The sequence below is a fragment of the Halobellus rufus genome (assembly GCF_000739575.1).
GTDB lineage: Archaea > Halobacteriota > Halobacteria > Halobacteriales > Haloferacaceae > Haloquadratum > Haloquadratum rufum.
The window spans coordinates 16,316-42,058 of sequence record NZ_BBJO01000001.1; the positions used below are offsets into that span (position 1 = coordinate 16,316).

Below are 25,743 nucleotides of genomic sequence, written 5' to 3' on the forward strand. Positions count from 1 at the left end.
TGGATACTGTTATCGGTATGGATTCCACTCGTAGACAGTTTCACCATCATCTGTCTCGGAGGCTTGATAATTGACTGAGTGGTCCCAGCCACCATGTCGCCAGAGCTGATCGAACGTCTTCCGCATCACATCCGGGACATCGACATCTGGATTGTCGATTTGGACGCGATTCAACCGTATCTCGTCCTTGGTGAAAGGTCGCACATTGCTGGGTGGTCGGTTTGATCCACTTGGTCGGGAAAGTGTGTACCCCTCGGCACCCAGTATGCTGACGTACACATAGTAGGGCGGGTAGATGTCTGCTTCGTCAAACGTCCCGAGAGCAGTGTGGACGAAGTTCGCTATGAGTCGATCAATAGACGTCCGGAGTTGGGGGTTGTCGCTGGGATACAGAGCTGTGAAGATACCTTCAGTCCACCCGTCCCGATGGATAGCAGTGTATCGCTCCCTCTCGGTGCCATCATGGAAGCGTCGATTATTTTCGGTGATCTTCACCTTCGGTCGTGTTACAGCGTATGCATCACGTTTTTCGAACTGAGGTGGGTGGGGGAGGTCGCCTGCATACCGGTCGTGATGGTCGTCAACGGCTTCCTGAGGAATGACATGGACGACAACCAAGGCTGGGTCCTCGACAATTGTCCCATCGGGAGCTTGTCGGCGCTTCACACGATCCAGCAAATCCTCATAGAGATCATCTACTTCTGACTCAATGTCTACGAACGGTCGATTGGGGTCGACACGGAGGTGTTCCCGGATCAGATCGTTGTTCTCACGATCGCCCACCAAGCTGTTCCGGATTTTCGAGAAGTCCCAAACCGTCGTGGGAATTCCCCATTCCTCGTGGAGCTCCTCTTCAACCCGATCCCGTTTGGTCGTACTGGGGTCTTGTGTTGTGGCGAAAATGTAGAAGTCAAAGTCACGATCGAAGTTCTCAACAGCTGTTTCGATGTCGTCGTGGGCTTTCCCGACCCAATTGTCCTTCTGCACGGAGCAATGAAGGATCCCGTCTCGGTCACCATCCACGAGGAAGGCGTCGCGACCGCCATCGGGACCGCTTGTCCCCGTTGGATCCACTGTGTATCCTTCCCGCTCCAATAAATCGTGCATCAACCGCTCAAACCGGTCACTGCCTACTGTTTGGAGAGCGACCTCAATTCGGCTGTTCGACATAGTTGTGTATACTCTTTGTTTTAGTTAGTTGTATTGACTTCTTTGAGGATATCGACTTGAACGCTGCTTTCGAGCTGAAGACGCCGTTATATCCTATTTGTGGGGCTATTGCATACACGGTATTCCCCTGCTGTAGCAACTCTTCTCGTTCAGTCGTACGAGGATGCTAACTCGGGATTCACCTATTTGTTCCATCGGTAGAAATTCCCAACCAATTGGAATTTCCAACCCGACCACTATTCACACACTCCATCCTTCCCCCCTCAGATACATCAGATATCGCAGTCACCACAGAGCCGTCACGTTGGGAACATCAGCAATCTCAGATATGGAAGATATATCAGTAAGGGAAGTCGGCCACCATTGAGCTATCTATCTCATTCTCAAATACCTCAGATACATCAGTCATCTCAGTTTCGCTACTTACGGACCAGCTATCAGTTATCTCAGATACCGTAGTGAGATGGCGTGTTTACGAAAATAGTGTTAGATGCGTCAGATATCTCAGATACACCAGATAGGTTCCTCCCAAGAACTTCTCAACCTGTCTCATCCCTCGATCAATCTTCTCAGATACGTCAGATACAGCAGGTACGTCTGACAAACAATTATATCAGACGCCTCAGATACATAGGTCATATGACGCAGATAATCGCCATCTCAAATCAAGCAGGTGGGGTCGGAAAGACCACTACCACCATCAACCTCGGTGGTGCGCTCGCGAACCAAGGCCACGATGTCCTCCTCATCGATGCCGACCCGCAGGGAACCCTCACCGAAGGCACGGGCTTCCGTGACCTCTACGATCAGAAGATCCCATCTCTCCACCAAGTGATGGTCGAACCAACACGCACCGAGGAGATCAATGAGATTATCGAGCATCACGACGAATTCGACGTCATTCCGTCCAATAAAGCAATGGACGGGCTCAAAGATATGCTCGTCACTCAGGTCGCAAACAGCGAAATGCGACTCAAAATTGCCGTCGACGAGCTTGACCACGACTATGACTTCATCCTCATTGACTGCCCGCCTGATCTCAGTCAAATCCTTGATAATGCCCTCCTCACTGCCGAACAAGTCCTCATCCCCGTTGAACCAACCCGACGTTCCATCCGTGCGATCGAGAAGATGAACGAAGAGATCGCCTATCTCTCAAACAGTTTCCCGGGCCAGATCGATACCATCGACATCCTTGGGATTGTCATCAACGCTGTCGAGAGCGTCCAGAACAACGATACCAAGCAGATGATCGAGTTCTTCAATGACGCTCCATACGACGTCTTCCAGGTGCCTGAGCGCGTCGCTATCCGGCGTGCTTGGAACAACGGCGTCTCTATCTTCCTTCACGAGGACGACGCGAAGACCGAGGACGCACGCGAAGCCTACAGCGAGATCGCGAAAATGCTCGAACATCACACTACGGAGGTGGAAGCATGAGCAGCAATGACGGCGACGACGAACTCGAGGAGCGGAAAAGCGACGTTTGGAGTATGGACGAAGTTCGAGGCGGCGGTACAAAGACGAAAGACACAGAAGATACCTCAGATACAGCCGACGAAGAATCGGCATCCATCACGTCCAATACTGCAGAAGACTCAGACGCCCCAGATACATCAGACGCATCAGATACCTCAGAAATGGAAGATACCTCTGATGACGAATCCTCGTCCACCACGTCCGATGTCGAAGATGCTGAAGATACGGCAGATACCTCAGATATACCAGACACGGCAGATGAGATCGACGACACCGCTATGCAAGCCGAGGGGGAGACTGTCCGGAAGATGGCCCTTGACGCAGACGCGAAGGGTCTTGTTGTTCGCGACCTTCACAACGTGAACGTCTATCTCTACGAAAGCGTCTATCAGGAGATGCGTGTGAAGTACAAGGAGCTCGATACCGAGTATTTCGCCGCACATGGCGAAGATCTCTCGAAGAACAAGGACTTCTTCAACGCCGTCTTTCGGGCCGGACTCCAGAGCCCTCAGCTGAAAGAAGAGCTTGAGATTGACTGACTGCTCCCGTCGGATCTATTCACAAAAATCGAGAGAAGGAGCTCGTATTCCTCTGTTTCAGGTCTTAGCGTATCCGAACCCTACTCACTGGACAGCGGTTTCTTTTGTGAATAAGCCCTCAAGATCCTCTCGCATCTCCTCGCGGCGATGTCGGCGCTTCTCCGCTTCTGAGAGATAGTTATCCAACACGACCTCCGCTGACTTCGACCCCTGCTCCTCAGCGACATCTGCAAACCGCTCGGCCAAACGACGTACCGCCTCTCCGTACGCCGTGTACCAATATCGTCGCCCCATCTTCGGCGTCGGGACCTCCCCATCGACAGTCACTCCAGCGCGTTCTGCGAGGTTCTTGAATCGACGTCGAACCGTCGACGTCGACAGGTGCCCGCTCTCCGCCGACGAAGACGGGAACACAGCGCCCATCCAGTCGTCGCCGGCCTCCTCAACGACGGTGTCGATCCGTGCGGTTGCATCTTCAACACCCGTGAGGAGTGCGACCGTCCCGGGTCCGTTCTTCCGCTCACTCCCGAATTCGATGTACGGTCCGGCCTCCGTGTCGTCTTCTGGTGGATCGAGAACCAGCTGGTCAACGCGTAGCGACGCAACCTCGCTCGGTCGAAGCCCCCACCCGCAGACCCCGATCACGATGAGGCAGTCGACCGGATCGGTGGCTGACTGATAGAGTGTTCGTATCTGATCAGCCTCAAGAGCTTGGTTGTCCCACTCAGGCGTCGAATCCCATCCAAAGCGACGTTCCAGCTGGTCGGTTGGGTTGTGACGTGCACCCTTGAACGTGACTTGATGGGTGTAAAACTGCCGAACTTCCTGGACGTACTTCCGTCGCGACGCGTGCGTTGTCAGCGTATCCTCGCGGCGACGCAGGACGTCGAACGTATCCGCGACGCGATCCATCTCGTCGGCCCGCGAAGCGTCGTCGTGAAGCGGTCCAAGCAGATCATCGGTGCCATTGACGTCCTTGTACGTCCGGACGTACAGACGGAGCGCAGAGCGGCGTGTGGCGACCGTCGACTCCGCCCGTCCCTGCCGATCGCGCAGCTCGACGAGATAGTCCTCGAGGGCTGCACGCGTCTCGTCGTCGTCGACGAAGTCAAACGGTCGCTCCTCCGGCTTGGACTCAACCGGAACGTCGATCTTCTCGTAGAAGTCACCCGGTGAGAGGTCGAATCGCCGCGAGAGATGTTTGATGAACCCCGGAAAGTGCGATTCGAGCCACGAATAGGTGGGGGTTTCGTGCTCAGGAGCGAGTCCCTCGGCACGCATCTGCGGCGTAATCTCGTTCTGGTAGAAGGCCTCGGCGTCCTCGAGGTCCATCGTGCTGTAGCGTGGAGTGTCGGTCGTCTTGGTCATAGTGTTCGTGTAGTCGTCGCGGTCAGTGAGAGACTCGAGTGTGAGCGCGAGTGAAATCGCCAGCAGGAGCGGACGTGCTCCGTGCAGTAGCGATTCTAAGTCTGGTGGTTTCGGTGGATAGAGCGTTTCGTTCGATTTACTTATAGGTTGTCCTCTACTGTTTTCCACGTGAGAAAACGGTAACCGGACAAAAATTTCCAAAATAATACACGGCAAGAATAAATCGTATGTCGCTATATCTAAACCTAGACTGGGAATTGCCACAGTTTCGGAGGATAGGCCAGTTTCGGGTCGAATCTCCGCCGGTTCGAGGTCTATCTCCCAACGAAGCGCTCGGTTCCTGTCCACTCAGGACGAGATAATCGAGCGAGCATGCGATATCCCGCGGATTTTTGCGCTCCTACAGAGCGTCGCCACTCCCAAGCGGCGAACCTAGTGGGGAATGGGTCGCTCAGTCAGGCGGTATCAATGCCGAGGCGATGATCTCGGCACATTCACCCGCGGTTAGCACGGGTGCGTAGTCCATTTCGCCATTGACACCAGCTTTCAGCAGGAAGTCGGTCAGCCGCCAGATGTTGTAGAGCAACACCGCGAACACGAAGTAGAACAAGCGAACGCAGTAGTCCTTCGAGGAGGTCTTCGCGAGGAAATCGTGCTTGATAGATTTGTACTCGTTCTCGATCTGCCACCGGCGACTGTAGCGCCGACAGAACGTCTCGGCCTCGTCTGGCCCGACTCGGAGATTCGTCGCGAAGACGGTCGTTCCCTCGCCGTTCGTCGACGGAACGTACAAAAACCGCATCGGGTGTGACCCTGCCTCCACATGGACGGACGCCGATTCAACAGCGACCTTCTGGTCGTCTTCACCCATCCGCTCAATCACCTCGCGTTCGGAACTGGTCATTCGTTTTGGGATGAGGTAGTTCATATTCAGGTTCGAGAGCGTCTGAAACCCCCGCATGGAATCGAACTCGCGGTCACAGAGCACTGTCTCGACCTTCTCCTCGGGTAGTAACTCAGCACGCATCTTGTCGACGCGCGCTGCCTCACCAACTGCTCGTTCCGTCAGTTCGTTATCCCCAGTCAACATAACGACGCGCTCAACGCCGAGCTAGTGGAACCGCTTGACTGTCTGCTTTGCCTACGCTCGACCTTCGTCTGCGACCGCGACGACGCCCAACCGATGCCGAGCAGTTCGACGTCCTCAAGTACCCCGTGACGGTTGGTTTCGCTGACGTAACACACGAACTCCGTGAACCCCACCCTGCGATCTGGATCGCGACTTCGAGCGCAGTTCAGTCACTTTGCCCCACATCGAGATCGTGTACCTGGTCGGGGGGATCGGGGACTAACCACGCTGGGACGACTCGCGTGAGGACGACCATTCCCGTCAGTTCAACGAGCGTCTGGGTGACGACGACCGCCGGTGCAAGCGCGTAACCCGACGGGAGCGCTAGCGCTAGCGGGAGGATAACCAGCGAGTTCCGCGTGACGGAGGTGAACACGAGCGCCCGACTCTCACCGGGGTCCATTCTCAGGAGTCCAGCCACCACCCGTCCGAGGAGTGGCATGATGGCGAGGAACGCGACGTACACGGGAACAACCGACGCTATCTGTCCGGTCGAATCCTGTACCCGCGGCAGTTGGGAGGCGATGACGACGAACAGCGTCGCCCCCATCATCGGCACCGGCAACCAGCCCATCGTGTCCTGCCACTGTGCGCCACGCTCGGAGCGCTCCGCCCAGTATTCAGTCGCCCACGCGAGCGTCAGCGGCAGCGCGATGATGACGACGAACGCTTCGATAAACGGTCCGGCCTCGATGAACTCGGCCATCTGCTGGCCCATAAACAGCCAGAGGTACAGCGGGAGCAACAGCAGCTGGATGAGCATCAGCGCCGGCGTGGCGGCCGTGATCTGCTCGGCGTTACCGCCCGAGAGTTCGGTGAACGTGATGACGTAGTCGATACACGGCGTCAACAACACCATAAACGCTCCCACGAGAATCACCGGCTGCTGCGGAAGGAATCGCATGAGCCCGAACACGACGACCGGCACGACCACGAAATTCATCCCGAGCGCAGCCGCCATGAACCGGCCATTCCGGAACGCCCGTCGAATCCGGACGAACGGGATCTCGAGGAACGTGACGTACAACAGCACCGCGAGCACGGGGTTGATGAGCGGCTCCAGCACCGAGCTCGTGCTTGGAAGTCCGAGGCCGACACCAATTGCGAGGATGACTCCAACCGCGTAGATACCGACTTGATTGTGCTGTACCCACTGTTTCGAGAGTCGTGTCATGAATTGAATCGAATCGTTAGCGAATCGTGATTCCCAGAGCGATCACTACCCCGAGGACAACCAAGGTCGGTGCGGCGACGGATGGATCGCTCGCCGCTGGCCGACCAGTCGGGATATCGAGCAGCGGCGCTCGGCTGAAGGGCAAAGAGGAGGCCAGCACCGATAAAGACGTACCCGAGCCCACTCATTCACGGATATATCAGGATGACAGGCGTAAGTCCTCATCGATACCTACCCCACAACCGCCAGCATACGAGCGTTGGTTCCGATAACAAGGGTGCTCGCAAGCAGGACGCCGATGTTCTGCCAGGAGGGGCCTGCGGTGGCTATCGCGACACTCATAATCGGGATAGCGAGGACGGCGCCAAGCCACGGGACTCGATCGAAGAACAGCGACAGCGCAGCCCCAATTTCGAAACCCCCGATTACGAGCACCAATAATTCAGGAGCCGGAAGCCCGAGCCTCGTAAAGAAGGCGACCGACTGGCCATAGGTGATGAACTTGCTGACACCAGGTCCGAACAGAAGCGCAGCGGCACCGATTCGAAGCGCCGGCCGGCCATATGTGCGGAGCCACGTTGCCGGAGGTTCTCTCGCCGTCGCCATTCGTTAGTGCCGTGGCCGATTATGCTCGTCGAGTGCGCTGCGGATCTCCGCAAGCGTCCGGTTCGAGGTATGCTCGTCGATCCACGCCCGATGGGCCTCATCTCGGCGGGCTTTCTCTTTGAGATGCTCTGCGACCTTGGCTCTCGCGAACTGTGCGTTTGCGCCCTCCGAGGAGTTACAGACCGGACAGTCTTCTTCGACGGCGTCAGTCAAACGTAGTGCTCCTCTAGGTAGGCGACGATGTCATCGGATTCGTACATCGTCACTCCGCGCTGGTGGTCGACGAGGAACGGGATCTGGTCTTCCCCACTAAGCGTACGCAGCTGATCATAGGTCTGTTCGTTGAGCGTCTCGCCGGCGGCAGAGCGGGGTTGTGGACGACACACGAGACACCCACGTCGGTCAGTGTCTCGCGGACTTTGGCCGAGTACTGACATCCCTCTGCCTGGTAGAGTTCTAACATGGATAGTGTGAGGTTGCGGCTTCGCAGGGACGCTCAGGCGTGGGCGTGAGCGCGATCGTGAACCGCCTCAGTGATTGCTTCGAGGTCGATCCCGCCGTCGTGCTCGTTTTTGTCCCAGATGAGGTCGTCGTCCGCGTATACTTTGAATACGCCGCCGTGGGCGGGCTGGAGCCGGACGCCGTCGAGATCCTGCCCGAACTCTTCGAGCAACGTTTCCTGCGTCTCAACGGCGTATTCGAGCAGACCACACGGCACACAGTATTCGATATTGACTTCCGTCATTGCAGATCACCCGAGGAGTGCCGGGAGTATAATTATCATGTACCTGTTAGGATATGAGGTTTCGTCGGCGAAACCGTAGTTTCGTTTTTATACGACGTATCGTTGAGGAACTACTATCCGTGTGGCTGTCTAACAGAGCAGTATGAGCGATTCGGCCGAAGTTCCGGAAGACGACTGTCTGGCGGTTTGGTGTGCGGGCGACGACTGGTGTGCGGTTACATGCGCGATTGACGTGATCGGAAATAAGTGGCACACGGTCATCATCCACCGCCTGCTGCAACACGACGCACTCCGGTTCAACGAACTCAGTGACGAAGTTGGTGCGATCACGAACAAGATGCTCTCGGAAAGTCTTGACGACCTCGAAGAGAAGGAGTTGGTCGACCGCGAGATCGTGAGTGAGAAGCCCGTCGCTGTCGAATACTCGCTGACCGATCGGGGAGAGTCGCTGCAACCAGTGATTGACTCACTCGAAAAGTGGGGGAAAACGTATCTCCGTCCTGCCGAGAGCGAAGCGGACGCTGCCTGCTAGACCGGGCGTTAGTGGGTGGTAATACACCCAGAAGGTCCGGGAGAAAATCGCCCCTGCAGCAGTGTGCGTTGATCACTACGATAACTGCATTCTAAGAAATTAGGAGCGCACCACAGCTGGCGATATCGAGAATATATCACACGGGAAATTATATATTTAGCCTCGTCTAATTCTCTCCACGATGCTGAGCGCCATCATGGAGGACTATCTCAAAGCGATCTATTACCTCCAGGACGAAACGGATGAACGGGTGCGGACCTCGACGCTCGCTGAGCATATGGACGTAGAACAACCGTCAGTCACCAGTATGGTGAAAAAATTGGCCGAGCGCGATTTTATCCATTACAAACCTTACAAGGGCGTTGTACTCACAGACACTGGAATTCCTGTCGTGCTCGAAATTATCCGCCATCATCGGCTCTTAGAACGATACCTGACGGAGCGCCTCGAGTACGATTGGGCCGAGGTACACGACGAAGCAGATCGCCTCGAACACCATATTAGCAATCAATTCGCCGACAGAATTGCAGCGCAGTTAGGGAATCCCGCAGTTGACCCACATGGCGACCCGATTCCCACAGCGGATCTGGACGTTTCACCGCCACAATCCGGTGAAACTCTCGCTGATCAGCAGGTCGGCGACAAGGTTCGAATCGAACGGGTGCCAGACAATGACCCAGATCTACTCCGGTACCTGTCTGAACACGGGATTACCCCAAAAACTGTAGTCGAGATTGTTGAGACCACCTCATTTGGGATGGTGACGCTTGATCCCGATGGCACCGACGAACGAGTTGCACTCCCAGAGGAAGTGGCCCGATCCATAATCGCTCAAACGCTCACTGGAGCTTCAAACTAAACTGATGAGTCTCCAGTAGCGAGATCATTAGTTTAGACACAATCTAAGTTTAGATGCGTCTAATTTATGTATTGGGTGGTACAATGGGCGTGTATGGGTAAACGAAGGCTTGACCAGCGGAGGAGATCATGCCATCAATAGATTACGACAGTGCAGCAGACGTCACGAAACGGCTCGAGGAGCGACTGGTCGAATCACTCACTGGTGAAACGAGTGTCAGTCGCCGCACGGTCCTCGGCGGGCTCGGTGTTGCCGGGAGTGCAGCCGTCGGACTCGGGAGTTCTCGGGCAAGTGCCTCGTCCGACCACGACGATGAGGATGAACACGGTAACTTCGGTGCGGTGGGCGAATACCGGGATTTGGATTTCGATCCCCACGAGTTCCTCACCGCATTCAATACTGGAGACAGCGGGCAGGATAACGTTCCCCAACAGGTCTACGAAGAGAATGGCCGGACCGTGCGGGAGTTCGAGTTCACCGCCGTCGACACGACGATAGCAATCGCGCCGGGCGTCGAGTTCCAGGCGTGGGCGTACAACGGCCAGGTACCGGGGCCGACGATCCGCGCCGTCGAAGGCGATCTGATCCGCGTGAAGTTCACGAATCTGGGACGACACGCACACACGATCCATCCACACCTGAAGAATCTCAACCCGCGAATGGATGGGATTCCTCAGAACGGGCCTGGCGTCCTCGATACGGGCGAGTCATTCACCTACGAGTGGATCGCCCAACCCGCTGGCACGCACTTCTATCACTGCCACTCACTCCCGTTGAAAGAGCACATCCACCGCGGACTCTACGGCACAATCATCGTCGATCCGGATCCCGAGCGCGTCAGGGAGAATCCACGCGAGTACGTCAACTACCCGGGCCCGATTACCGACGACTTCCGAGAGCAGCTCGTCGAAGAGGCGAAGAGCCGGAATCACGAGTACGCCGAAAACGACGCCGTCAACGAGATGGTGATGGTGATGAACTCATTCGATACCAACTTCGACGGCGGTAACGAGGTCTACGCGGCAAACACACGAGCGTTCGGATATGGAGTCGGTGACACCGACGGCAACGGCAACTGGACGGCGGGCGAGACGAAACGCCCCATCCAGATCAACAAGAACCAACGCCAGCGCGTGTACCTCTCCAATGCAACGGAATTCGACCTCATCAACTCGTTCCACACGCATTCGCAGTTCTTCGACTACTACGACCACGGGACAACGCTGACGCCGACGAATAAGACCGTGGACACGATCATGCAATGCCAGGCGCAGCGCGGCATCATCGAGATCGACTACTCCGATCATGAGCCGGGCCTGTACATGTTCCACGCCCACCAGTCCGAGTTCGCCGAACTCGGCTGGATGAGCTTCTTCGAGGTGGTCTAACATGGCGGATAAGACACGAGACACGACGACGGACGGTGGTGTAACGGCTGACGAAGAGATCACACAACCGCTCGGACTTCCGAAATGGGTCAGTGCGTTACTCCCAATCGTGTTGCTCGTACTCGTCTTGGGCGTGTTTGCGTTCACGTCACCGCTCGCCGGTGTTCAGAGCGGCGAACCACTTCCCGACGTCACGGTCACACACACGACGCTTCCGAGCGACGAAACGGTCGTTCTGCACGTCACGAACAACGGGCCCGAATCCGTGACGATATCACAGGTCCTCGTCGACGAAGCCTACTGGAATTTCCGGGTCGAAGGAGCCGGTGGCGACCAAACGCTCGCGCCAATGGAAAGCGCACAGATTGTGATCCCGTATCACTGGAATCCGGGATGGGATCTCGAAGTCGCGCTCGTGCTCTCGGATGGAGCGACATTCCATAATACGATCGTCGCTCCGAGTCAGTCACCCGGGTTTAGCCTCAGTCTGCTCGGGACGCTTGCAGTAATCGGGCTGTTCGTCGGCGTGATCCCGGTCGCACTAGGGATGCTCTGGTTCCCCTACATCAAGACGATGAGCGATCGCTGGCTGCACGCCGTGCTCTTGTTTGCGGCCGGCGTACTGGGCTTCTTGGCGTTCGACGCCGGGTTCGAAGCGTTCGAACTCGCCGAACGAGTTCCGGGCGCCTACGAGGGCAATCTCCTGGTCGTCTTTGGGATCTTCGGTGCACTCCTGCTCGTCCAGGCGATCAGTGCGTGGCGTGAGGGCCGTGTCGCCGCTGGCGATAGTCGGGCGAGTAGCGGTCTCTGGATCGCGTATCTGGTCGCGGTCGGGATCGGCCTGCACAACCTCGCGGAGGGACTTGCTATCGGGAGTTCGTTCGCACTCGGGCGTGTGTCGCTCGGCGCATTCCTCGTGATCGGGTTCATGCTCCACAACGTGACGGAAGGCCCGGCTGTCGTCGCGCCGGTGGCCCGCGGAGAGCGGCCGTCGCTCGGACACTTCGCCGCACTCGGCGTCATCGCCGGCGCACCGGTCATCCTCGGTGGCTGGATCGGTAGTCTTGCCTACTCGCCGACGATCGGTGCCTTCTTCCTCGCGATCGGGGTCGGCGCAATCCTGCAGGTCGATTGGGAGATCGCCCGAATGGTTCGTGATGCCGGAGGTCGCGTGGCTAGCGCCACGAACCTACTCGCATTCCTGCTCGGCCTCGCCATCATGTACGTGACTGACCTCTTCGTGGCTCTCTAATAGGTAACATCCATTTCTGTAATAATGTCACCCAGGTTCTGCAATCGACGAACAGTATTGCGGCTCACCACTGCGACCTTCGCGACTCTCAGCACTTCCGGGTGTCTAAACGGGCAGTCATCGTCGATCCAGACAGTCACGATGCCCGGCGACCTCACGTTCGAACCGAAGACTGCGACGATCGAAACGGGGGAGACGGTAAAGTGGACGAACGAGAGCGACATCGAGCACACGGTCACAGCGTATGAAGACGAGATTCCAGACGAGGCCACGTACTTCGCAAGCGGTGGGTTCGAGTCAGAACGCGCAGCGAGGAACCGTGTCACCGAGGGGCTCATCGCCCCGGGCGAGGACTACGAGCACACGTTCGATCAACCCGGAACGTACGGTTACTTTTGTATCCCACATGAGAGTTCGGGGATGGTCGGGACAGTTCGTGTGAAATAATCGAACAACCGATTTCTTTTTTCTACGGGAGACAGACGAGACCTCTTTACAGTCACTCTGGGAGTAGGTTATCAACGAGACGGGTGAATCGGTCGAGCATCCGACCAGACAGCGACGGGGTGACTTCCTCAAGCAGACGAATGGTTTCCGTCGGCGTGGTCACGACCAACGTCACGTGATTGTGTTTATCCCGTTGTTTCTTGACGAGGTTCTGCTCTACTAGATGATTGAGATGCCATTCGAGGGTGCTCCGAGCGATCTCAAGTTCGTCTGCGACGGGATCTGGTTTGGAAGGTCCGTGCTCAAGCAGGTAGAACAGAATGTCTCGGGCCGTTTCTCGACGAAGGACGGCGATTGCCCTCCGTTCACACGGATCGTATTCTTGTGTATAATAATGCGTCCGTCCGTAGAGGTTTTCTTCGACGATCTGCCCTTGGTTCCGGAGTTTCTTGAGGTGGTACTGGACTTGTCCTGGTGCGAGATCAAGCGCCCGGGTGACCGCGTTGAAGTGCTCTCCTGGGTGCGTAGCAATATACTCGTGAATCCGGTCGCGCTGGTGCGTCATGGGTTGAAATCGGTCTCCTGGGAGGCGGTTCGGGAGTGATGAACTGCAGCAATAACGAGTGCGACGAGGACGACATCGAGGCCGTGTTCAAGGAAGTGATGCTCTGCTGGCGAGAACAGGCCTGTGATGGTGAGTCCTGCAACCGTAGATCGTCCGAGGAGTGCAGCCAAAGCAGCAACGATCAATAGATACGGCCGGGATTGACGCTGGACGAACGCGCCGATCGCAAGTCCCAGAAGCACCGCTGTGCCCGCAGCCGCGACGGTGATCACCGCGAGCAACGGAAGGGACTGCGAACCGGTGAACTCGCTATGGAGCAGTACGGATCCCGCCATTGCGTCCAGATCGGACCTACAGTCACCTGAGTACGTCGGTTCGAAGAGACGACTGCTGTGGGAGAGTCCTCGTCATAAGAGACCTCATCCTGAGACCACTGGTTGGGAGATGATCCAGAGCGAGAGGACTGTGTACCCGACCATCAGTACCACCAGCGGCAGGTGTCCACGCCGGGCAGCAGCAGGGGAGTCGTACCGCCGGACTGCGACGTAGTGAGCAGCGACGACTGCGATGACGTGGCCGACGACGATGAGGACGACTTGCGAGCCCCAGAAGAGGGGGAGAGACAGCCATCCAAGCGGGCTAACTGATTCGACGCCGGGACTAACCCACCGGACCGAGATGATGATGAGCTGGCCGAGATTCCGGATCACGTAGGGGTAGTTGTGCGCCACTTCGTACGCGGCGGCGATCGGGAGGACGGTCGGGGCGAACCAACGTGCCGCTGCAATCCAGTCACGCCCCGTCTTCGCCCCAAGTCGTTCGACGACCCAACTTCCGATCCCGAAGGTGACGACGAAGCCAGCGAGTCCGACCGCATACAGGAGCACGCTCGATCCGGAACCGGTTCCGAGCGCATCGCGCACGCCGAAGAGCACGGTCTGAAAGAGGCGCGTGTTGGTGAACCCGTCAAAACTCACCGTATAGACCGTCGCGATGGCGAAGACGATAAGCGGAAAGCTGCCGACGGGATCGAGACAGCCACGCCACGGCGGACGGAGCGCGACCGTGTACCCGCCATCGTCGGTGCTAGACACATCGATCGGTGCGACACGACCAAAGAGCCGGTAGAACACCTCCAGTGGATCAGCATGCCGGAACCACGCCGTCCCGTAGAGGGTGGCGCCACCGACCATCACCAGTGCGTACACGGCGAGTATCACGGTTGTCAGACGTGGTGACCGGGGGATGACGGTCAGGTTCTCGATGATTCCGATCAGAACGAGGAAGCCGACGATAGCAGGCCATCCTCCGAGAACAGACGGGTAAGTCCCGAGCACGGCGATAGTACGGCCTTCCAGCCAGACGAGACCACGATAGATAGTCCGCCATGGAGAGAGCGTCCGCCAGGGGTTTCCGAGGAGGATTGCGAGAAGGGCGACGCCCCGGAACCAAACGGGCCAGGTAAAGACCGTCGCGAAGTTCTCCGCAGCGACCTGACGGCCGACGAATCCGAGCACGAGCGCCATGGCGACGCCGACAAGGAAAAGTCCCTGAATCCCGTACCGGAGCGGTTGAGCAATCGGGGATGGCACTGCCAAGACCTGCCGTCGACGCTCCGTTGGCGTTGTGGATCGTTCTGTGACGGCCAACCAGAGAGCGGTCAGCGCGACAGTCGCACCGGCACCAGCAAACAGCAATGACAGTGGGAGCGGCGAGTCAAAACGAGACCCAGCGACTTCGTGGGCACCGGCAACCCCGGAACCAAGAACGAGGACGAAGAGCATGAGAGCGGTCTGTGAAACCCACGAAATATAGCGACGGACTCCCATCACGTAGAAATAAACAATTGCTGCTGAAAAGCCACTGTGGTTCACGTCTCGAATCCCCGTGAGACCTGCTATGGCTTTTTGCGCCCGCAGTCGAACATCTCCACAGATATGCGCCCTCGGACGCTGGCAGTGTTGGGTCTCATTGTCCTCGTTGCCGGGGGACTCGCAATCGCTGCATTCACTGGGAGCCAACAGTTCGACGTGGAGATGACGACCATGTGGGTGAGTGATACGGGTCGTGATACGGGCGGCAATCACCATGCACCGGCAGCGGGTCGAATCCAGGGGACTGGGATGGTCTATGCCCCTATCAGTGGTCGTGCGAATACGCGGAACTGCGCGCTCGTCGCGCTCAACGGAACGACGGGGAACAAACGCTGGTCGTACCCGATTCCGGCGGCCAACTGCACGATCCACTCGGTAGCCAGTCCGACGCTCGCCGATTTCGACAGCGACGGCACGAAAGAAGTGATCGCGGCGACGACCGAACAGACCGTCACGGCGTATCATCCACGTACCGGCGACATCGAGTTCCGACACAACCTGACGTCGTACGGCTATACGAAGCCGATCGTCGCCGATTTCGTCGGCGACAGGACACCCGAGATCATCGTTGTCGACGTCAAGGGGACGGTATTTGTCCTTGAGCCGAACGGGACAGCCGTCTGGTCGAAGCAGCTCTCTTCGTACACATGGGGGCAACCAGCCGTCGCTGATTTCGACGGAGACGGGGAGTCTGAATTGACAGTCGCCACTGGGGGGACTGGTAAGCTCTACGTCTTTGAACAGAACGGCTCATTGGCGTGGGAACAGCCCCAGTCGTACGAGGGGTCGATCACCTGGATGACGACAGGGAATGCAGACGCTGACGATGCTGTGGAAATCGTGGTCGCAACTGCATCTACTGGCCGTGTTTCGATGGTCGACGGCGCCTCGGGGGAGCGAGAATGGAGCCGTGACTTCGGGAGCTATGCCGCCGTCCACGCATTCGGTGACGGCGATGGTGATGGTGAGCCAGAGATCTATGCGGTCGCAAAGGACGGCAAACTCAGAAGTCTCGATGCTGCGACCGGTGAGACGGAGTGGACGACGACACTTACCACGAGCGATGTTCAGATGACGCCGCCTCCGTCGCTGGGAGATGTCAACGGCGATGGTGATCCGGAACTGGTGGCCGTCACGAACGACGGCATCGTTTCGGTCGTCGACCCCGAATCGGGGGCCATATTGGACACGTACAAGCGCGAGACAGCGATCTACACCCATCCACGCCTGGCAGATATCGATGGAGATGGTGACCTCGAAGCGTTCGTCATGTATGCCGACGGGCGAGTTGTTGCACTCACGTTCAGCTGATGCTGTGTGTCGACGGAGGGTGGGATAGTTCTAGGTGTCCGGTGCGTGATTACGGGTAATTCGATGGAGGCTCGTGAGAGAGGTTACTCCTGGGTGCTGCTCCGCCTGCAATATACCCCTCCACGGCGAAGAGAGCCATCGACAGGAGAATAAGCGGCACCATCAGAATGTTTCCAGTGTATAGCCACGAAAGCTGACGTATCCCAATGGGATAGGTAGCGAGGAGGTAGTTGATTCCCCACAGTGCACTGTAATCGGCACGCGGAATGACGTAACTCATACCGAGCCAGAGGGTGACCCCGAACAGCAACCCGCCGATGAGTCCGGTCAGGAGTCCATGCACGGCACGCGTTTGCCATCCTCCGCTCGTGAACCGGCCAGCAACGAGCCCGCCGACTAGTCCAGTAGTGAGGGTGAAGACGACCCCAACCCACATGATCGCCCCCGGGAGCGAGACGAAATTAGCCACCAGTATCGCCAGAACCTCGACCAGAACTCCCAGAGCGATCGCATCTCGACGTATCATTGTCAGTCAGGTCTTCGTGCAAGGTGGGTGAGGATGTTATATCTCATCACCCATAACCGTCCAGAGTCGTGCCAATCGAGCATCTGGGGACTGTGCGGACTGATCTGAGTTGTAACCCGTTTCGCGATGGTCACGAGTATTCATGTGGCGTGTCGGTGGTGTTCGAGCGTTGTAGACAGCAGCCAACAGAAACACAGCCATGAGTCCATCAAGCGCGTGTTCGACGAGGTGGTGCTGGCTGATCGGGATTACTTTCCCGAGAGCGAGGCTTCCAAGCACGGCCTTTGCGACGAGCGTTCCGAGGGCCAGCACGACGAGGAGGTAGGAATGGGATTGCCGTCGAACGAAGGCGAAGAGTCCGAGACTCACCAGGACGGCTGAGGCAACCCCGCTCAAAACGAGTACCGGGAACAACGCAGTATCGATGGGCTGGAGGTTGGCTCCGACGTGGAGAGGGGTGGTGCTACAACTCGCGACACACGAATGGGAGAGCGGGGTGGATATAGGCAACTCCATGCCAGCACGCGTCTCAGGCCCAGCCAAGTCGACGCCACTTCCATCGATCATGCGGATGTCTCCTTATAGGGCGCGTAGATCGCACACCACGCATCCGGTTCGATATATCCCTCGACGACACTGCAGGCACCAAGCCCGTCACCGTTCCGATCCGGAATATAGTATCGACAGGTCGCACACGTTTGCTTGCGCTCGCCGACTGCAGAGGAGTAGTTCGCACCGCCCTTCGAAGTGAGCGTCCCAGGATCACGTTTCGTTCCGCCTTGACTGGTCGCTGTTCGATACGCGGCTGGAACGGACCCCTGGAGTTCCTTCGGGCCAGCTGCGCCGATACACCCAGCAACACCGACGAGTGACAAACTCCCGACCTGACGGAGTATCGACCGACGTGACGTCCGCCGAGTCTCACCCATTATGATAGTAATATGCGTGCCGTCCAAAACGAATTCTGGTCCGATTCTCGAACCAGGGCTACGTACTCGCTACGGGTATTGCTCCTCTTGGAATGATCCGAGACGAAGCTTGCGTTACAACGAGTCAACTGCCTCGGGGTCAAGCCCCGAGGCTTGTCAGAGGACTCCCGCTCTAACTGCGTAGTGCAGTAGGTCGGAATCGACCGTTCGCGTTCAACGTCCCTGACTTCAGAGCCAGTTGACTTGTGGCTCGTCCAGCACCAGACTTGAGCCAGTGCTGGACAAGACGCCACCCGATATTCCGGGCGGCATTATAATCACTGTGCAACCGCTTTCCCCACTTCAGACACTCAAACTCATCACCGTCACGGTTGTCTTCGTGCGTGAATCCACACTCACCGTGACTACACCGTTGACTCGTGTATGCCGGATTCACGTCATTTACGTCGATGCCGTATTCTTCGGCTTTGTATTCGACGTGACGTTGCAGTTCCTTGAACGCCCACTGCTGGAACTTCGAGGCGTTCGAGATGCGTTTGCGGATGTGTTTCAGGTTCTCGAACGCAATCGCGGTGCAGTCGTTCTCCACGGCTTCCCGAACGATTGCTTTGGAGATGCGGTGAAGATAGTCGGCGCTCCACCGAGCGAACCGTGACCCGATGCTGTTGATGGTGAGGTGTGCCGAGCGAGTGCCTGTCTGTTGTAGGTTGCCGCGCCGACGTTCGTATTCGTCGCGGCGGTGGTTGAGGTAATCTGCATTGCCGATGAACGCTCCCGTACTGGTGACGGCCACGTATCCGCCCACGTTCAAGTCCACACCGAGAACCACTCCGTTCTCGGTTTCTTCGTCGCAAGAAGGTTCAACGTCTTTCTTCACGGCGACGTGAAGGTAGTACGTGCCATCGCGTTTGTGAAGCGTTGCTTCGGCTTTCTCCAACTCGTCCGTCCAGTAGTCCTCGAACGATGTGCCGTCTTCGTTGACTGGCGTGACGTATTCGGCGGTCACGCGCTTGTCTGTGGTAGCAAGGGATACGTGGTCGTCGTTGTATGTGATGGTGCGACCGTTGTACACGACGACCGAGCCTTTGAACTCGGGTTGCTGGCACGTTCACCATCGAACTTACGGTCTTTGCAATTCGAGAGTGCGGTAGCCGCGAGGTTCCTCGCGCTTTGAACGAGGCTAGATTGCAGGGAGAGTTCGTCACGAACGTCGGAATACGTCTCGTTGTGGAGCGTGTTCTTCGTGTCCGTGATGTTGTAGGGGTTGTCATCCCATCCGTGGTCTGCGACGTGTTGCGCCGCTTGTCGGAACTGCTCAAACGTCTCGTCAAGGACTTCATCGCCCTCGTCGGAAACATCGAGTTTGACTTGAATGTTCCGAACAACCTCCATACTTCATTAGCATAGTCAAATATACTTAAAACTACATATTAGATTCGGGAGTCGGCCTTGCTATCGAACGTGGTTTGTGTATTGGGTTGTCGGCTTCCTCCCCGAGGTCAAGCCTCGGGGTATCCGCCTTGAATTTTCGATGAATTGCGATCATGTGGAACGCTGATCTGTAGGTGGAGGTTCGTATGACCATACTATTGCATCTGCTCATTTGGTAGTTGGTCTTCGACAGAGTCTGTGTTCGAGAATCGGACCAGAACCCCTATCCAAGACACATTCAAACCATGTCGTGATGACCGATGGAAGAGGCATTCCGCGTCGGGCCTTTCTCAAATCAGCGGTGGCGATCGGAGGCACAGCGGCCTTCAGTGCCTGTCTGGGCCGTGAGGAGGTCGATGTCCCGACTGGACCATCCGACTTGTCGTCGTATCCTCGCCGACAACACGCCTGGAAAAGCGTCCTTCCAACCGACGACGCCGGAAACACAATCGCCCCCCGGCACCGCGTTCTCCTCTTTTTAGACTACCTGAACGACGGTGTTCCCGTAGGCAGCGACCAAGAAGCGATGGAGACTGCACTCCAGGGGATCGAACACGCGTATGAGCGGAGCGGCAAGGGACTCGTGCTCACCGTGAGCTACTCTCCAGCGTACTTCGACCGGTTTGACGAAGACCTGCCCGAGAGTGTCGCCCTCCCCGCACCGAAAGCGCTTGCTCCCTTCGAGGATCCCGAGCTAGACACACCCGACGCCGTCGTTCACCTTGCAAGCAATACGGCACAGGTCGTACTCGGCGCCGAAGAATCGCTCAAGGGGAACAAATCGACGCTCAACGGTGTCGAACAACCAGACACTGCCCTAACGGACGTCTTCGAGATCGTCGATCGGCGGACGGGCTTCGTCGGGGACGGCCTCCCCGCAGAGAATGCAGGCGATGCTGAGGGTGTCCCCGCCGACAAGGTCCCGGAGGACGCACCGCTGTTCATGGGATTCAAATCCGGGTTCAAAAAGAACCAGGCGAGCGAGGATCGCGTCACGATCCAGTCGGGACCGTTCGCGGGCGGGACGACCCAGCACATCTCCAAGCTCCAGCTCAACCTCAATCAGTGGTACAATCAGGACGACCGCTGGCAGCGCGAGGCGAAGATGTTCTGTCCGTACCACGCCGAAAACGATGTTATTGAAGGCACTGGAGACAATCTCGGAACGAGCAGCAAGATCGACGATTGCAAGCCAGTAGACGAGACGGCCCGCGAGATGGGCGTCGTCGGCCATTCGCAGAAATCCGCAGCCGCCCGGGAGAACGACACCCCGATCATTCTCCGTCGGGACTTCAATTCGACAGACGGTGGGCAAGCTGGCCTCCATTTCCTCGCACTCCAGCGCGGTATCGGTGACTTCGAAAAGACACGGAAGGCGATGAACGGGACCGATGTCTCCAAACAGTCAGCCGTCGGCCAGCGCAACAACAACGGCATCCTACAGTACATCCGGACGGAACGTCGCGGCAACTACCTCGTGCCCCCGCGGTCTTTACGCGCGCTTCCGCCTGCACAACCAGCGACCAACGCACAGGAGGTGACGGATGCGTCGTCGTGACGTGCTCCGGGTTGCCGGAAGCACCTCGATCGTCGGACTCGCTGGTTGTACCAACTTATTCGAGACACGCTCAGCTTCTGAACCACCCCTCGCCGAGAACCGACCGGATGCGGTCTACTTTCCGACCCACGTTGAGGGGATGAAGATGCCCGGGATGAACGAACAGGGTGGGTACAAGTGTGCGCTCACGTACTCGTTTCCGCATCGGTTCTGGCTGATGAAGCCGAGTGGAATAACGAAAGTCGACATCCAGTCGGCGGATTCCGTTCATATGATGCCGATTGTCTGGGACGCACAGACGAGGATTATCCCGCCTGACATCAATCCGCAACTCACGATCACGCAGGATGGCGAGTCGGTCGATCAGTTCGCGCCGTGGCCGATGCTCTCCCAGCCGATGGGCTTTCACTTCGGCGACAACGCTCAACTCAATGGGAACGGCACGTATACCGTCGACGTTAGCATCGGGGGCCCATCGACACGACGTACGGGGTCGCTGGCCGAGAATCAGGGGGACGCCTCGTTCACGTTCGAGTTCGAATTCAACCAATCGACACTCGACGAGATCTCGGTTACGGACCTCTCCGAAGACAAACAAGGTACGAAGGGTGCAGTCGACGTGATGGACATGGAGATGTTGCCGAGTTCGCAGGTGCCGAAACCGGACGCGCTTCCCGGTGACGTCCGGGGGACGGCAACGAGTGGAGATGCGAAATTCGTGGTCACGGTGCTCGAGGACGCATCGAGATTTGGCGGCACCCAAGACCAGGTCTATCTCGCAGTCTCGCCACGTACGCCCTATAACCGGATTATGCTCCCGATGATGTCGCTCTCGGGCACGCTCACGCGGGGTGGATCCTCAGTCTTCGACGGGATTCTGCAGGCGACGATAGACCCCGAGTTGCGCTATCACTACGGAGCGACGGTCTCGGACGTCCAGTCGGGGGACGAGTTGACGATTACTGTCGATTCGCCACCACAGACGGCTCGCCACGAGGGATACGAGACAGCGTTCGTCGATATGCCCTCGATGACCCTAACACTATAACATCGGAGAGACACCATGCCTGACACTCAACGCACGGTATCAACGGGTAAGCAGATTCTGTCCAAGCAGCCGTCAACTCGTCTTGGATACAGACATTTAGCCGCGGTGACGCTGGTCGGAACATACGTGGTGATGCTTCTCGGTGCGTACACGAGTGCAATCGGTGCGGGGCTCTCATGTCCGGACTGGCCGACGTGTTACGGAACCTGGGTCCCGTTTCTCCAGCCCGATATCGTTGCCAATTCTCCGTATTCAGCCCTTCAGATCTTCGCTGAATGGGCGCATCGAGGGCTCGCGATGATCGTCGGCTTTCTGATCCTCGGGACGGCGATTGCCGCATGGCGTACCCACCGTGACTCCCCGCTCGTGGTGTGGTCGGCGACGCTCGCTATAGTACTCCTCCCGATACAGGTCCTCCTTGGCGGGCTGACTGTGACCCGAGATCTCCAACCGTTCATTGTGACGACGCATCTCGGGGTCGCAACCTTGATCCTACTCGGTCTTACGATAACAACGGTCGTGGCGTGGATACGGGCTCAAAACTGACTACACTACGATGGGCCGCGGAGAGCCCGTTCCCCATACGTTGACTTCGAATCCACGAACCATCGAAATCGCGCAGGCTTTTATAGTGTCCCTCCAATACTCGCCCGATTTGAGCTAATGTGGGCGAAAAGGAGGGTTCTGACCATCATCCTTTCAACGCTTGGAGTTGCAAGTCTCGCCCAACCCACGGCTGCCCACGTCGGCGGGCTCAGCGGGACAACGACGTCTGCATCCGTCCCGACATGGCTGACGATTCTCACCGGTGGTGTGATTGTCGGTGCCTCGTTTATGTTCACGAGTCTGATGACCGACCATACCGCGATTCGTGCCATCAACGAGTGGCGTATAGTCGTTCCGACGCCCAACGCCGTTCGTACAGCCATTCGCTATGCAGTCCAAGGAACCAGTATCGGCGTGTTGCTGGTAATTCTCGTGACCGGGTTCACAGGGCCACAAACACCAACCTCGAACTTCGCGATTCTCGTCGTCTGGGCGGGGTGGTGGGCCGGGTATACAATGACCGTGTACCTGTTCGGAAACACGTGGCCGCTGTTCAATCCGTGGCGTGCGATCGCGGAGCTCCTCCCCAGCAGTCGACATCGGACGTATCCCGAGTGGCTGGGAGCGTGGCCGAGCGTCGCTGCACTCCTTGCCCTCGTCTGGCTCGAGGTCATCAATCCTGTCGCACAAGATTCACAACTGCTCGCGCTCTTGATTATCGGCTATTCGGTATTCACACTTGGAGGAGCTTGGCTGTACGGAACGGAGACGTGGTTCGGAAACGTCGATCCAATATCGAGAGTGTTCCGGTGCTACGGACTGTTGGCCCCGTTCCAGCGAACCGAGTCGGGGTTCGAATTCAAATTGCCCAGCGCCGCTCTGGCAGAGCGTCAGGTTTCCGAACGCGTCGACGAAACCGCGTTCATTATCGCGCTCCTCTGGGTGACCACCTATGATGGATTCGTTTCGACACCACTCTGGACAGACGTTGCACGCCCAATTGTTGGTGTTGGCATCCCGCCATTACTCCTGTACTCCCTGACGATCATTGCTGGGTTCGGGTTCTTCTACATTTACCGATTCGCAGCTCATCAAGTCCGCCAGACAGGCCGAACATACGTCACTCCAGAGTTCATCGAGGGATGGTTCGCACCGTCGCTGCTTCCAATCGCGGCCGGTTACCACATTGCTCATTTCCTCGGCTACTTCCTCACGCTCACACCGGCACTTCTGACGATCCTCAGCCAACCGTTCTCCCCGCCAGTGAACGTTCAGGTCTTGGTACTTCCCGGCTGGTTCCCGATCCTTCAACTCCTATTCGTTCTCCTCGGCCATCTAGTCGCCGTCTGGGTCGCCCACGCGCTGGCCTTCGAACTGTTCCCCGGTAAACTCAAACCCATCCGGAGCCAGTATCCGTTCATCATCGTAATGATTTTCTACACGATGACGAGCATGTGGGTTGTCACCCAACCGTTCACCCCCCCACCATACGTATGACTTCCGGTGTCCTCACCCCAGAGACTGCAGTACTCGATGATGAACCGCCAGAAGCCCGGTGTCAGTACTGTCATCGCCCGTTCGATACTGGCCGTTCGTGTGCGCTCCATATCGGTGAGGTTCACTCGAATGAGTGGACCGAAGACGAGCAACTCGCGTACGAAGACGCAGTGGCGGCTGAGGAGGACGAACTCTGGATGTACCACATGAAAATCGTCGTTGGTCTTGGCGTGACGTATGCGATAATTGTGCTCATCTATATGATTGTCCTCGGATAGCGATCTACTACCGTCGGCTCTGAAAGTCATGCTACACTCGATCGCGCATCGTTGTGCGATTCGACGCGCACACAGTTTCAAAGCAACTATAGAAGTCAGAACGACAATTCTGAGAGTCCACAGAACGCTACTCGAGACGCGGCTTTCGAAAGGAACACTCATTTGGCGCTCCCATCTAAGCTCTGGATATGGAGGATAAGAATCTCATGCTGGTAGCACTGCTTGGAATCGTTTCATTATTGGTTCTGATCGGCTTTGTTATCCGATTAACGTAGGGTCTATCTTGTGTTGAAGGGTCGAAGAACCGCTGTTCAGTCAATCACCCGAAGGGGGCAGTGACTGGGTGATTCGAGCACTGAACCAGAATTCCTACCTCCGTTGGAAAGAAGAACATCATATGAAGCGACGCGCCCTCATTACGCGAGGGGCAGGACTTGCTGGTGGGGTTGCTCTCACTGGGTGTCTGAGTCGTCTCGGCTTCGAGACGCAATCCGCATGGCGGGACCCCCCTCTCGTTCAGGACCGTCCTGATGCAGTCTATTATCCGGCAATCGTCGAAGGGATGGGAATGTACGGGGTGACGAAAGCTGGCGACGTCGGATTTGCACTGATGCACTCGTTCCCGCATCGGTTCTGGAACTTAACGGGGACGAACAAGACGAAGGTCGTCGTTCGATCCAGCGATTCTCTCCATCTCATGGCGAGTGTCTGGGACGTGAAGACGAACACCATCCTGCCGGTTGATATCTCCGCGGAGATCAGCAACGCCGACGGGCAGGTGACCAGCACCAATTTGTGGCCGATGATCTCGCCGAACATGGGATTTCACTACGGAGACAACGTCGGGCTGCCCGGTGAGGGACAATACGATGTCACCCTCCGTGTCGGACCGCTTCAGACCAATCGCACAGAGCCACTCGAAGGCCGGTTCACGGAGGCACAATCGGCGACGATGAGCTTCACCTTCGATACGAGTGAAACGTACAATCTCGAGTACCGACGGTTAGGAGAGAAAGCGGGGACCCGAGGAACCGTCGACCTGATGGAGATGGAGATGATGCCTGAACCCCTGGCCCCGTCGAAAGACGACCTTCCCGGTCGGCTGATCGGTGACGGCTCCTCTGGTGATGCAACTTTCTTCATCACCGTTGTTGAGGGAGAAACCCGCTTTAGTGAGGATGATCGCCCGTACATGATCGTCTCGCCGAGAACACCGTACAATCGTGTCGTTCTCCCACGGATGACGCTCTCAGTGACCGTAAGACGCGGAGAGAAAACGGTTTTCGAAGGACCGCTTCGGGCTTCGCTCGATCCGGAGATCAGCTGTTATTACGGGACGTCCATCCCCGAGATCGAGTCCGGCGATAGAGTTACCATCACTGTCCAGACGCCACCCCAGCTCGCACGACACGACGGATACGAGACTGCCTTTATCGATATGCCACCGATCGAGTTCACTGTGTGATAGATTGGATCTGCCCGAACGTTTGAA

27 protein-coding genes and 2 pseudogenes are annotated in these 25,743 nt (G+C 57.2%); 14 read left to right on the forward strand and 15 right to left on the reverse strand.

Annotated features, from left to right (window positions below; genetic code table 11):
* Positions 1-9: 9 nt before the first annotated feature.
* Entirely contained in the window at positions 10-1,170 is a 1,161-nt protein-coding gene (locus ACP99_RS00080; protein WP_049984642.1) for a restriction endonuclease, read from the reverse strand.
* 639 nt (positions 1,171-1,809) lie between these two features.
* Between ACP99_RS00080 and ACP99_RS00085 the strand changes: the two genes are divergently transcribed.
* The gene (locus tag ACP99_RS00085) at positions 1,810-2,610 is read left to right on the forward strand and encodes a ParA family protein (RefSeq protein WP_049984643.1); all 801 of its coding nucleotides are present in this window, start codon (positions 1,810-1,812) and stop codon (positions 2,608-2,610) included.
* Positions 2,607-3,188 (forward strand): hypothetical protein, encoded by a 582-nt coding sequence (locus ACP99_RS00090; protein ID WP_049984644.1) that lies wholly within the window; start codon positions 2,607-2,609, stop codon positions 3,186-3,188. The genes ACP99_RS00085 and ACP99_RS00090 overlap by 4 nt, the downstream gene beginning before the upstream one ends.
* Positions 3,189-3,272: 84 nt before the next feature.
* On the opposite strand, the gene ACP99_RS00095 is transcribed toward ACP99_RS00090, so the two are convergent.
* The 7 genes and pseudogenes from ACP99_RS00095 to ACP99_RS00125 all read right to left on the reverse strand — a co-directional run bounded on the left by ACP99_RS00095 (position 3,273) and on the right by ACP99_RS00125 (position 8,210).
* Entirely contained in the window at positions 3,273-4,904 is a 1,632-nt protein-coding gene (locus tag ACP99_RS00095) for a tyrosine-type recombinase/integrase (RefSeq protein ID WP_197052301.1), read from the reverse strand.
* 103 nt (positions 4,905-5,007) lie between these two features.
* Positions 5,008-5,646 (reverse strand): transposase, encoded by a 639-nt coding sequence (locus ACP99_RS00100; protein ID WP_312620714.1) that lies wholly within the window; start codon positions 5,644-5,646, stop codon positions 5,008-5,010.
* 205 nt (positions 5,647-5,851) lie between these two features.
* The gene (locus ACP99_RS00105; RefSeq protein WP_049984646.1) at positions 5,852-6,859 is read right to left on the reverse strand and encodes an arsenic resistance protein; all 1,008 of its coding nucleotides are present in this window, start codon (positions 6,857-6,859) and stop codon (positions 5,852-5,854) included.
* 231 nt (positions 6,860-7,090) lie between these two features.
* Positions 7,091-7,465: a DoxX family protein gene (locus ACP99_RS00110; protein WP_049984647.1), complete on the reverse strand. Its 375-nt coding sequence runs from the start codon at positions 7,463-7,465 to the stop codon at positions 7,091-7,093.
* A 3-nt stretch (positions 7,466-7,468) separates the two neighbouring features.
* Positions 7,469-7,678 carry a hypothetical protein gene (locus ACP99_RS19740; RefSeq protein ID WP_156105555.1) on the reverse strand — a complete coding sequence of 70 codons (210 nt, stop codon included), beginning with the start codon at positions 7,676-7,678 and terminating at the stop codon, positions 7,469-7,471.
* Positions 7,675-7,928, reverse strand: a pseudogene (locus ACP99_RS00120) (glutathione S-transferase N-terminal domain-containing protein). Before ACP99_RS00120 ends, ACP99_RS19740 begins: the two are co-directional and overlap by 4 nt.
* 33 nt (positions 7,929-7,961) lie before the next feature.
* Positions 7,962-8,210, reverse strand: a complete 249-nt coding sequence (locus ACP99_RS00125; protein ID WP_049984649.1) for a SelT/SelW/SelH family protein — start codon at positions 8,208-8,210, stop codon at positions 7,962-7,964.
* 142 nt (positions 8,211-8,352) lie between these two features.
* Between ACP99_RS00125 and ACP99_RS00130 the strand changes: the two genes are divergently transcribed.
* From ACP99_RS00130 to ACP99_RS00150, 5 genes are all read left to right on the forward strand, one after another.
* Complete coding sequence (locus ACP99_RS00130) at positions 8,353-8,742, forward strand: winged helix-turn-helix transcriptional regulator (protein ID WP_049984650.1); 390 nt, start codon at positions 8,353-8,355, stop codon at positions 8,740-8,742.
* Between the two features lie 181 nt (positions 8,743-8,923).
* Positions 8,924-9,601 carry a metal-dependent transcriptional regulator gene (locus ACP99_RS00135; RefSeq protein WP_049984651.1) on the forward strand — a complete coding sequence of 226 codons (678 nt, stop codon included), beginning with the start codon at positions 8,924-8,926 and terminating at the stop codon, positions 9,599-9,601.
* 128 nt (positions 9,602-9,729) lie between these two features.
* Positions 9,730-10,989: a multicopper oxidase domain-containing protein gene (locus ACP99_RS00140; RefSeq protein WP_049984652.1), complete on the forward strand. Its 1,260-nt coding sequence runs from the start codon at positions 9,730-9,732 to the stop codon at positions 10,987-10,989.
* Position 10,990: 1 nt separating this feature from the next.
* Positions 10,991-12,241 (forward strand): ZIP family metal transporter, encoded by a 1,251-nt coding sequence (locus ACP99_RS00145; protein WP_049984653.1) that lies wholly within the window; start codon positions 10,991-10,993, stop codon positions 12,239-12,241.
* A 141-nt stretch (positions 12,242-12,382) separates the two neighbouring features.
* Positions 12,383-12,688 (forward strand): cupredoxin domain-containing protein, encoded by a 306-nt coding sequence (locus ACP99_RS00150; RefSeq protein ID WP_231554182.1) that lies wholly within the window; start codon positions 12,383-12,385, stop codon positions 12,686-12,688.
* Between the two features lie 52 nt (positions 12,689-12,740).
* Here ACP99_RS00150 and ACP99_RS00155 read toward each other — a convergent pair whose 3' ends face one another.
* The 3 genes from ACP99_RS00155 to ACP99_RS00165 form a co-directional block, all read right to left on the reverse strand.
* Positions 12,741-13,253 carry a winged helix-turn-helix transcriptional regulator gene (locus ACP99_RS00155; RefSeq protein WP_049984655.1) on the reverse strand — a complete coding sequence of 171 codons (513 nt, stop codon included), beginning with the start codon at positions 13,251-13,253 and terminating at the stop codon, positions 12,741-12,743.
* Positions 13,250-13,588 carry a DUF7471 family protein gene (locus ACP99_RS00160; protein ID WP_049984656.1) on the reverse strand — a complete coding sequence of 113 codons (339 nt, stop codon included), beginning with the start codon at positions 13,586-13,588 and terminating at the stop codon, positions 13,250-13,252. The genes ACP99_RS00155 and ACP99_RS00160 overlap by 4 nt, the downstream gene beginning before the upstream one ends.
* A gap of 84 nt (positions 13,589-13,672) precedes the next feature.
* Positions 13,673-15,037 carry a hypothetical protein gene (locus ACP99_RS00165; protein WP_049984657.1) on the reverse strand — a complete coding sequence of 455 codons (1,365 nt, stop codon included), beginning with the start codon at positions 15,035-15,037 and terminating at the stop codon, positions 13,673-13,675.
* Between the two features lie 153 nt (positions 15,038-15,190).
* Between ACP99_RS00165 and ACP99_RS00170 the strand changes: the two genes are divergently transcribed.
* Positions 15,191-16,438 carry an outer membrane protein assembly factor BamB family protein gene (locus ACP99_RS00170; RefSeq protein ID WP_049984658.1) on the forward strand — a complete coding sequence of 416 codons (1,248 nt, stop codon included), beginning with the start codon at positions 15,191-15,193 and terminating at the stop codon, positions 16,436-16,438.
* Between the two features lie 49 nt (positions 16,439-16,487).
* On the opposite strand, the gene ACP99_RS00175 is transcribed toward ACP99_RS00170, so the two are convergent.
* The 4 genes and pseudogenes from ACP99_RS00175 to ACP99_RS00185 form a co-directional block, all read right to left on the reverse strand.
* On the reverse strand, positions 16,488-16,964 hold the full coding sequence (locus ACP99_RS00175; protein ID WP_231554183.1) for a hypothetical protein: 477 nt from the start codon (positions 16,962-16,964) through the stop codon (positions 16,488-16,490).
* Positions 16,965-17,000: 36 nt separating this feature from the next.
* The gene (locus ACP99_RS20290) at positions 17,001-17,531 is read right to left on the reverse strand and encodes a DUF7471 family protein (protein ID WP_197052302.1); all 531 of its coding nucleotides are present in this window, start codon (positions 17,529-17,531) and stop codon (positions 17,001-17,003) included.
* Complete coding sequence (locus ACP99_RS21365; protein ID WP_081926964.1) at positions 17,528-17,893, reverse strand: high-potential iron-sulfur protein; 366 nt, start codon at positions 17,891-17,893, stop codon at positions 17,528-17,530. The genes ACP99_RS20290 and ACP99_RS21365 overlap by 4 nt, the downstream gene beginning before the upstream one ends.
* A 172-nt stretch (positions 17,894-18,065) precedes the next feature.
* Positions 18,066-19,285: pseudogene (locus ACP99_RS00185) on the reverse strand (RNA-guided endonuclease InsQ/TnpB family protein).
* Positions 19,286-19,577: 292 nt separating this feature from the next.
* Between ACP99_RS00185 and ACP99_RS00190 the strand changes: the two are divergent.
* From ACP99_RS00190 to ACP99_RS00215, 6 genes are all read left to right on the forward strand, one after another.
* Positions 19,578-20,882: a DUF7405 family protein gene (locus ACP99_RS00190; protein ID WP_049984660.1), complete on the forward strand. Its 1,305-nt coding sequence runs from the start codon at positions 19,578-19,580 to the stop codon at positions 20,880-20,882.
* The gene (locus ACP99_RS00195; protein ID WP_049984661.1) at positions 20,869-21,930 is read left to right on the forward strand and encodes an iron transporter; all 1,062 of its coding nucleotides are present in this window, start codon (positions 20,869-20,871) and stop codon (positions 21,928-21,930) included. The genes ACP99_RS00190 and ACP99_RS00195 overlap by 14 nt, the downstream gene beginning before the upstream one ends.
* Positions 21,931-22,035: 105 nt before the next feature.
* Positions 22,036-22,476, forward strand: a complete 441-nt coding sequence (locus ACP99_RS00200; protein WP_197052304.1) for a COX15/CtaA family protein — start codon at positions 22,036-22,038, stop codon at positions 22,474-22,476.
* A gap of 117 nt (positions 22,477-22,593) precedes the next feature.
* On the forward strand, positions 22,594-23,973 hold the full coding sequence (locus ACP99_RS00205; protein WP_049984663.1) for a hypothetical protein: 1,380 nt from the start codon (positions 22,594-22,596) through the stop codon (positions 23,971-23,973).
* The gene (locus tag ACP99_RS00210) at positions 23,970-24,251 is read left to right on the forward strand and encodes a hypothetical protein (RefSeq protein WP_049984664.1); all 282 of its coding nucleotides are present in this window, start codon (positions 23,970-23,972) and stop codon (positions 24,249-24,251) included. Before ACP99_RS00205 ends, ACP99_RS00210 begins: the two co-directional genes overlap by 4 nt.
* 397 nt (positions 24,252-24,648) lie before the next feature.
* Positions 24,649-25,716 (forward strand): iron transporter, encoded by a 1,068-nt coding sequence (locus ACP99_RS00215; protein WP_049984665.1) that lies wholly within the window; start codon positions 24,649-24,651, stop codon positions 25,714-25,716.
* Positions 25,717-25,743: the final 27 nt, after the last annotated feature.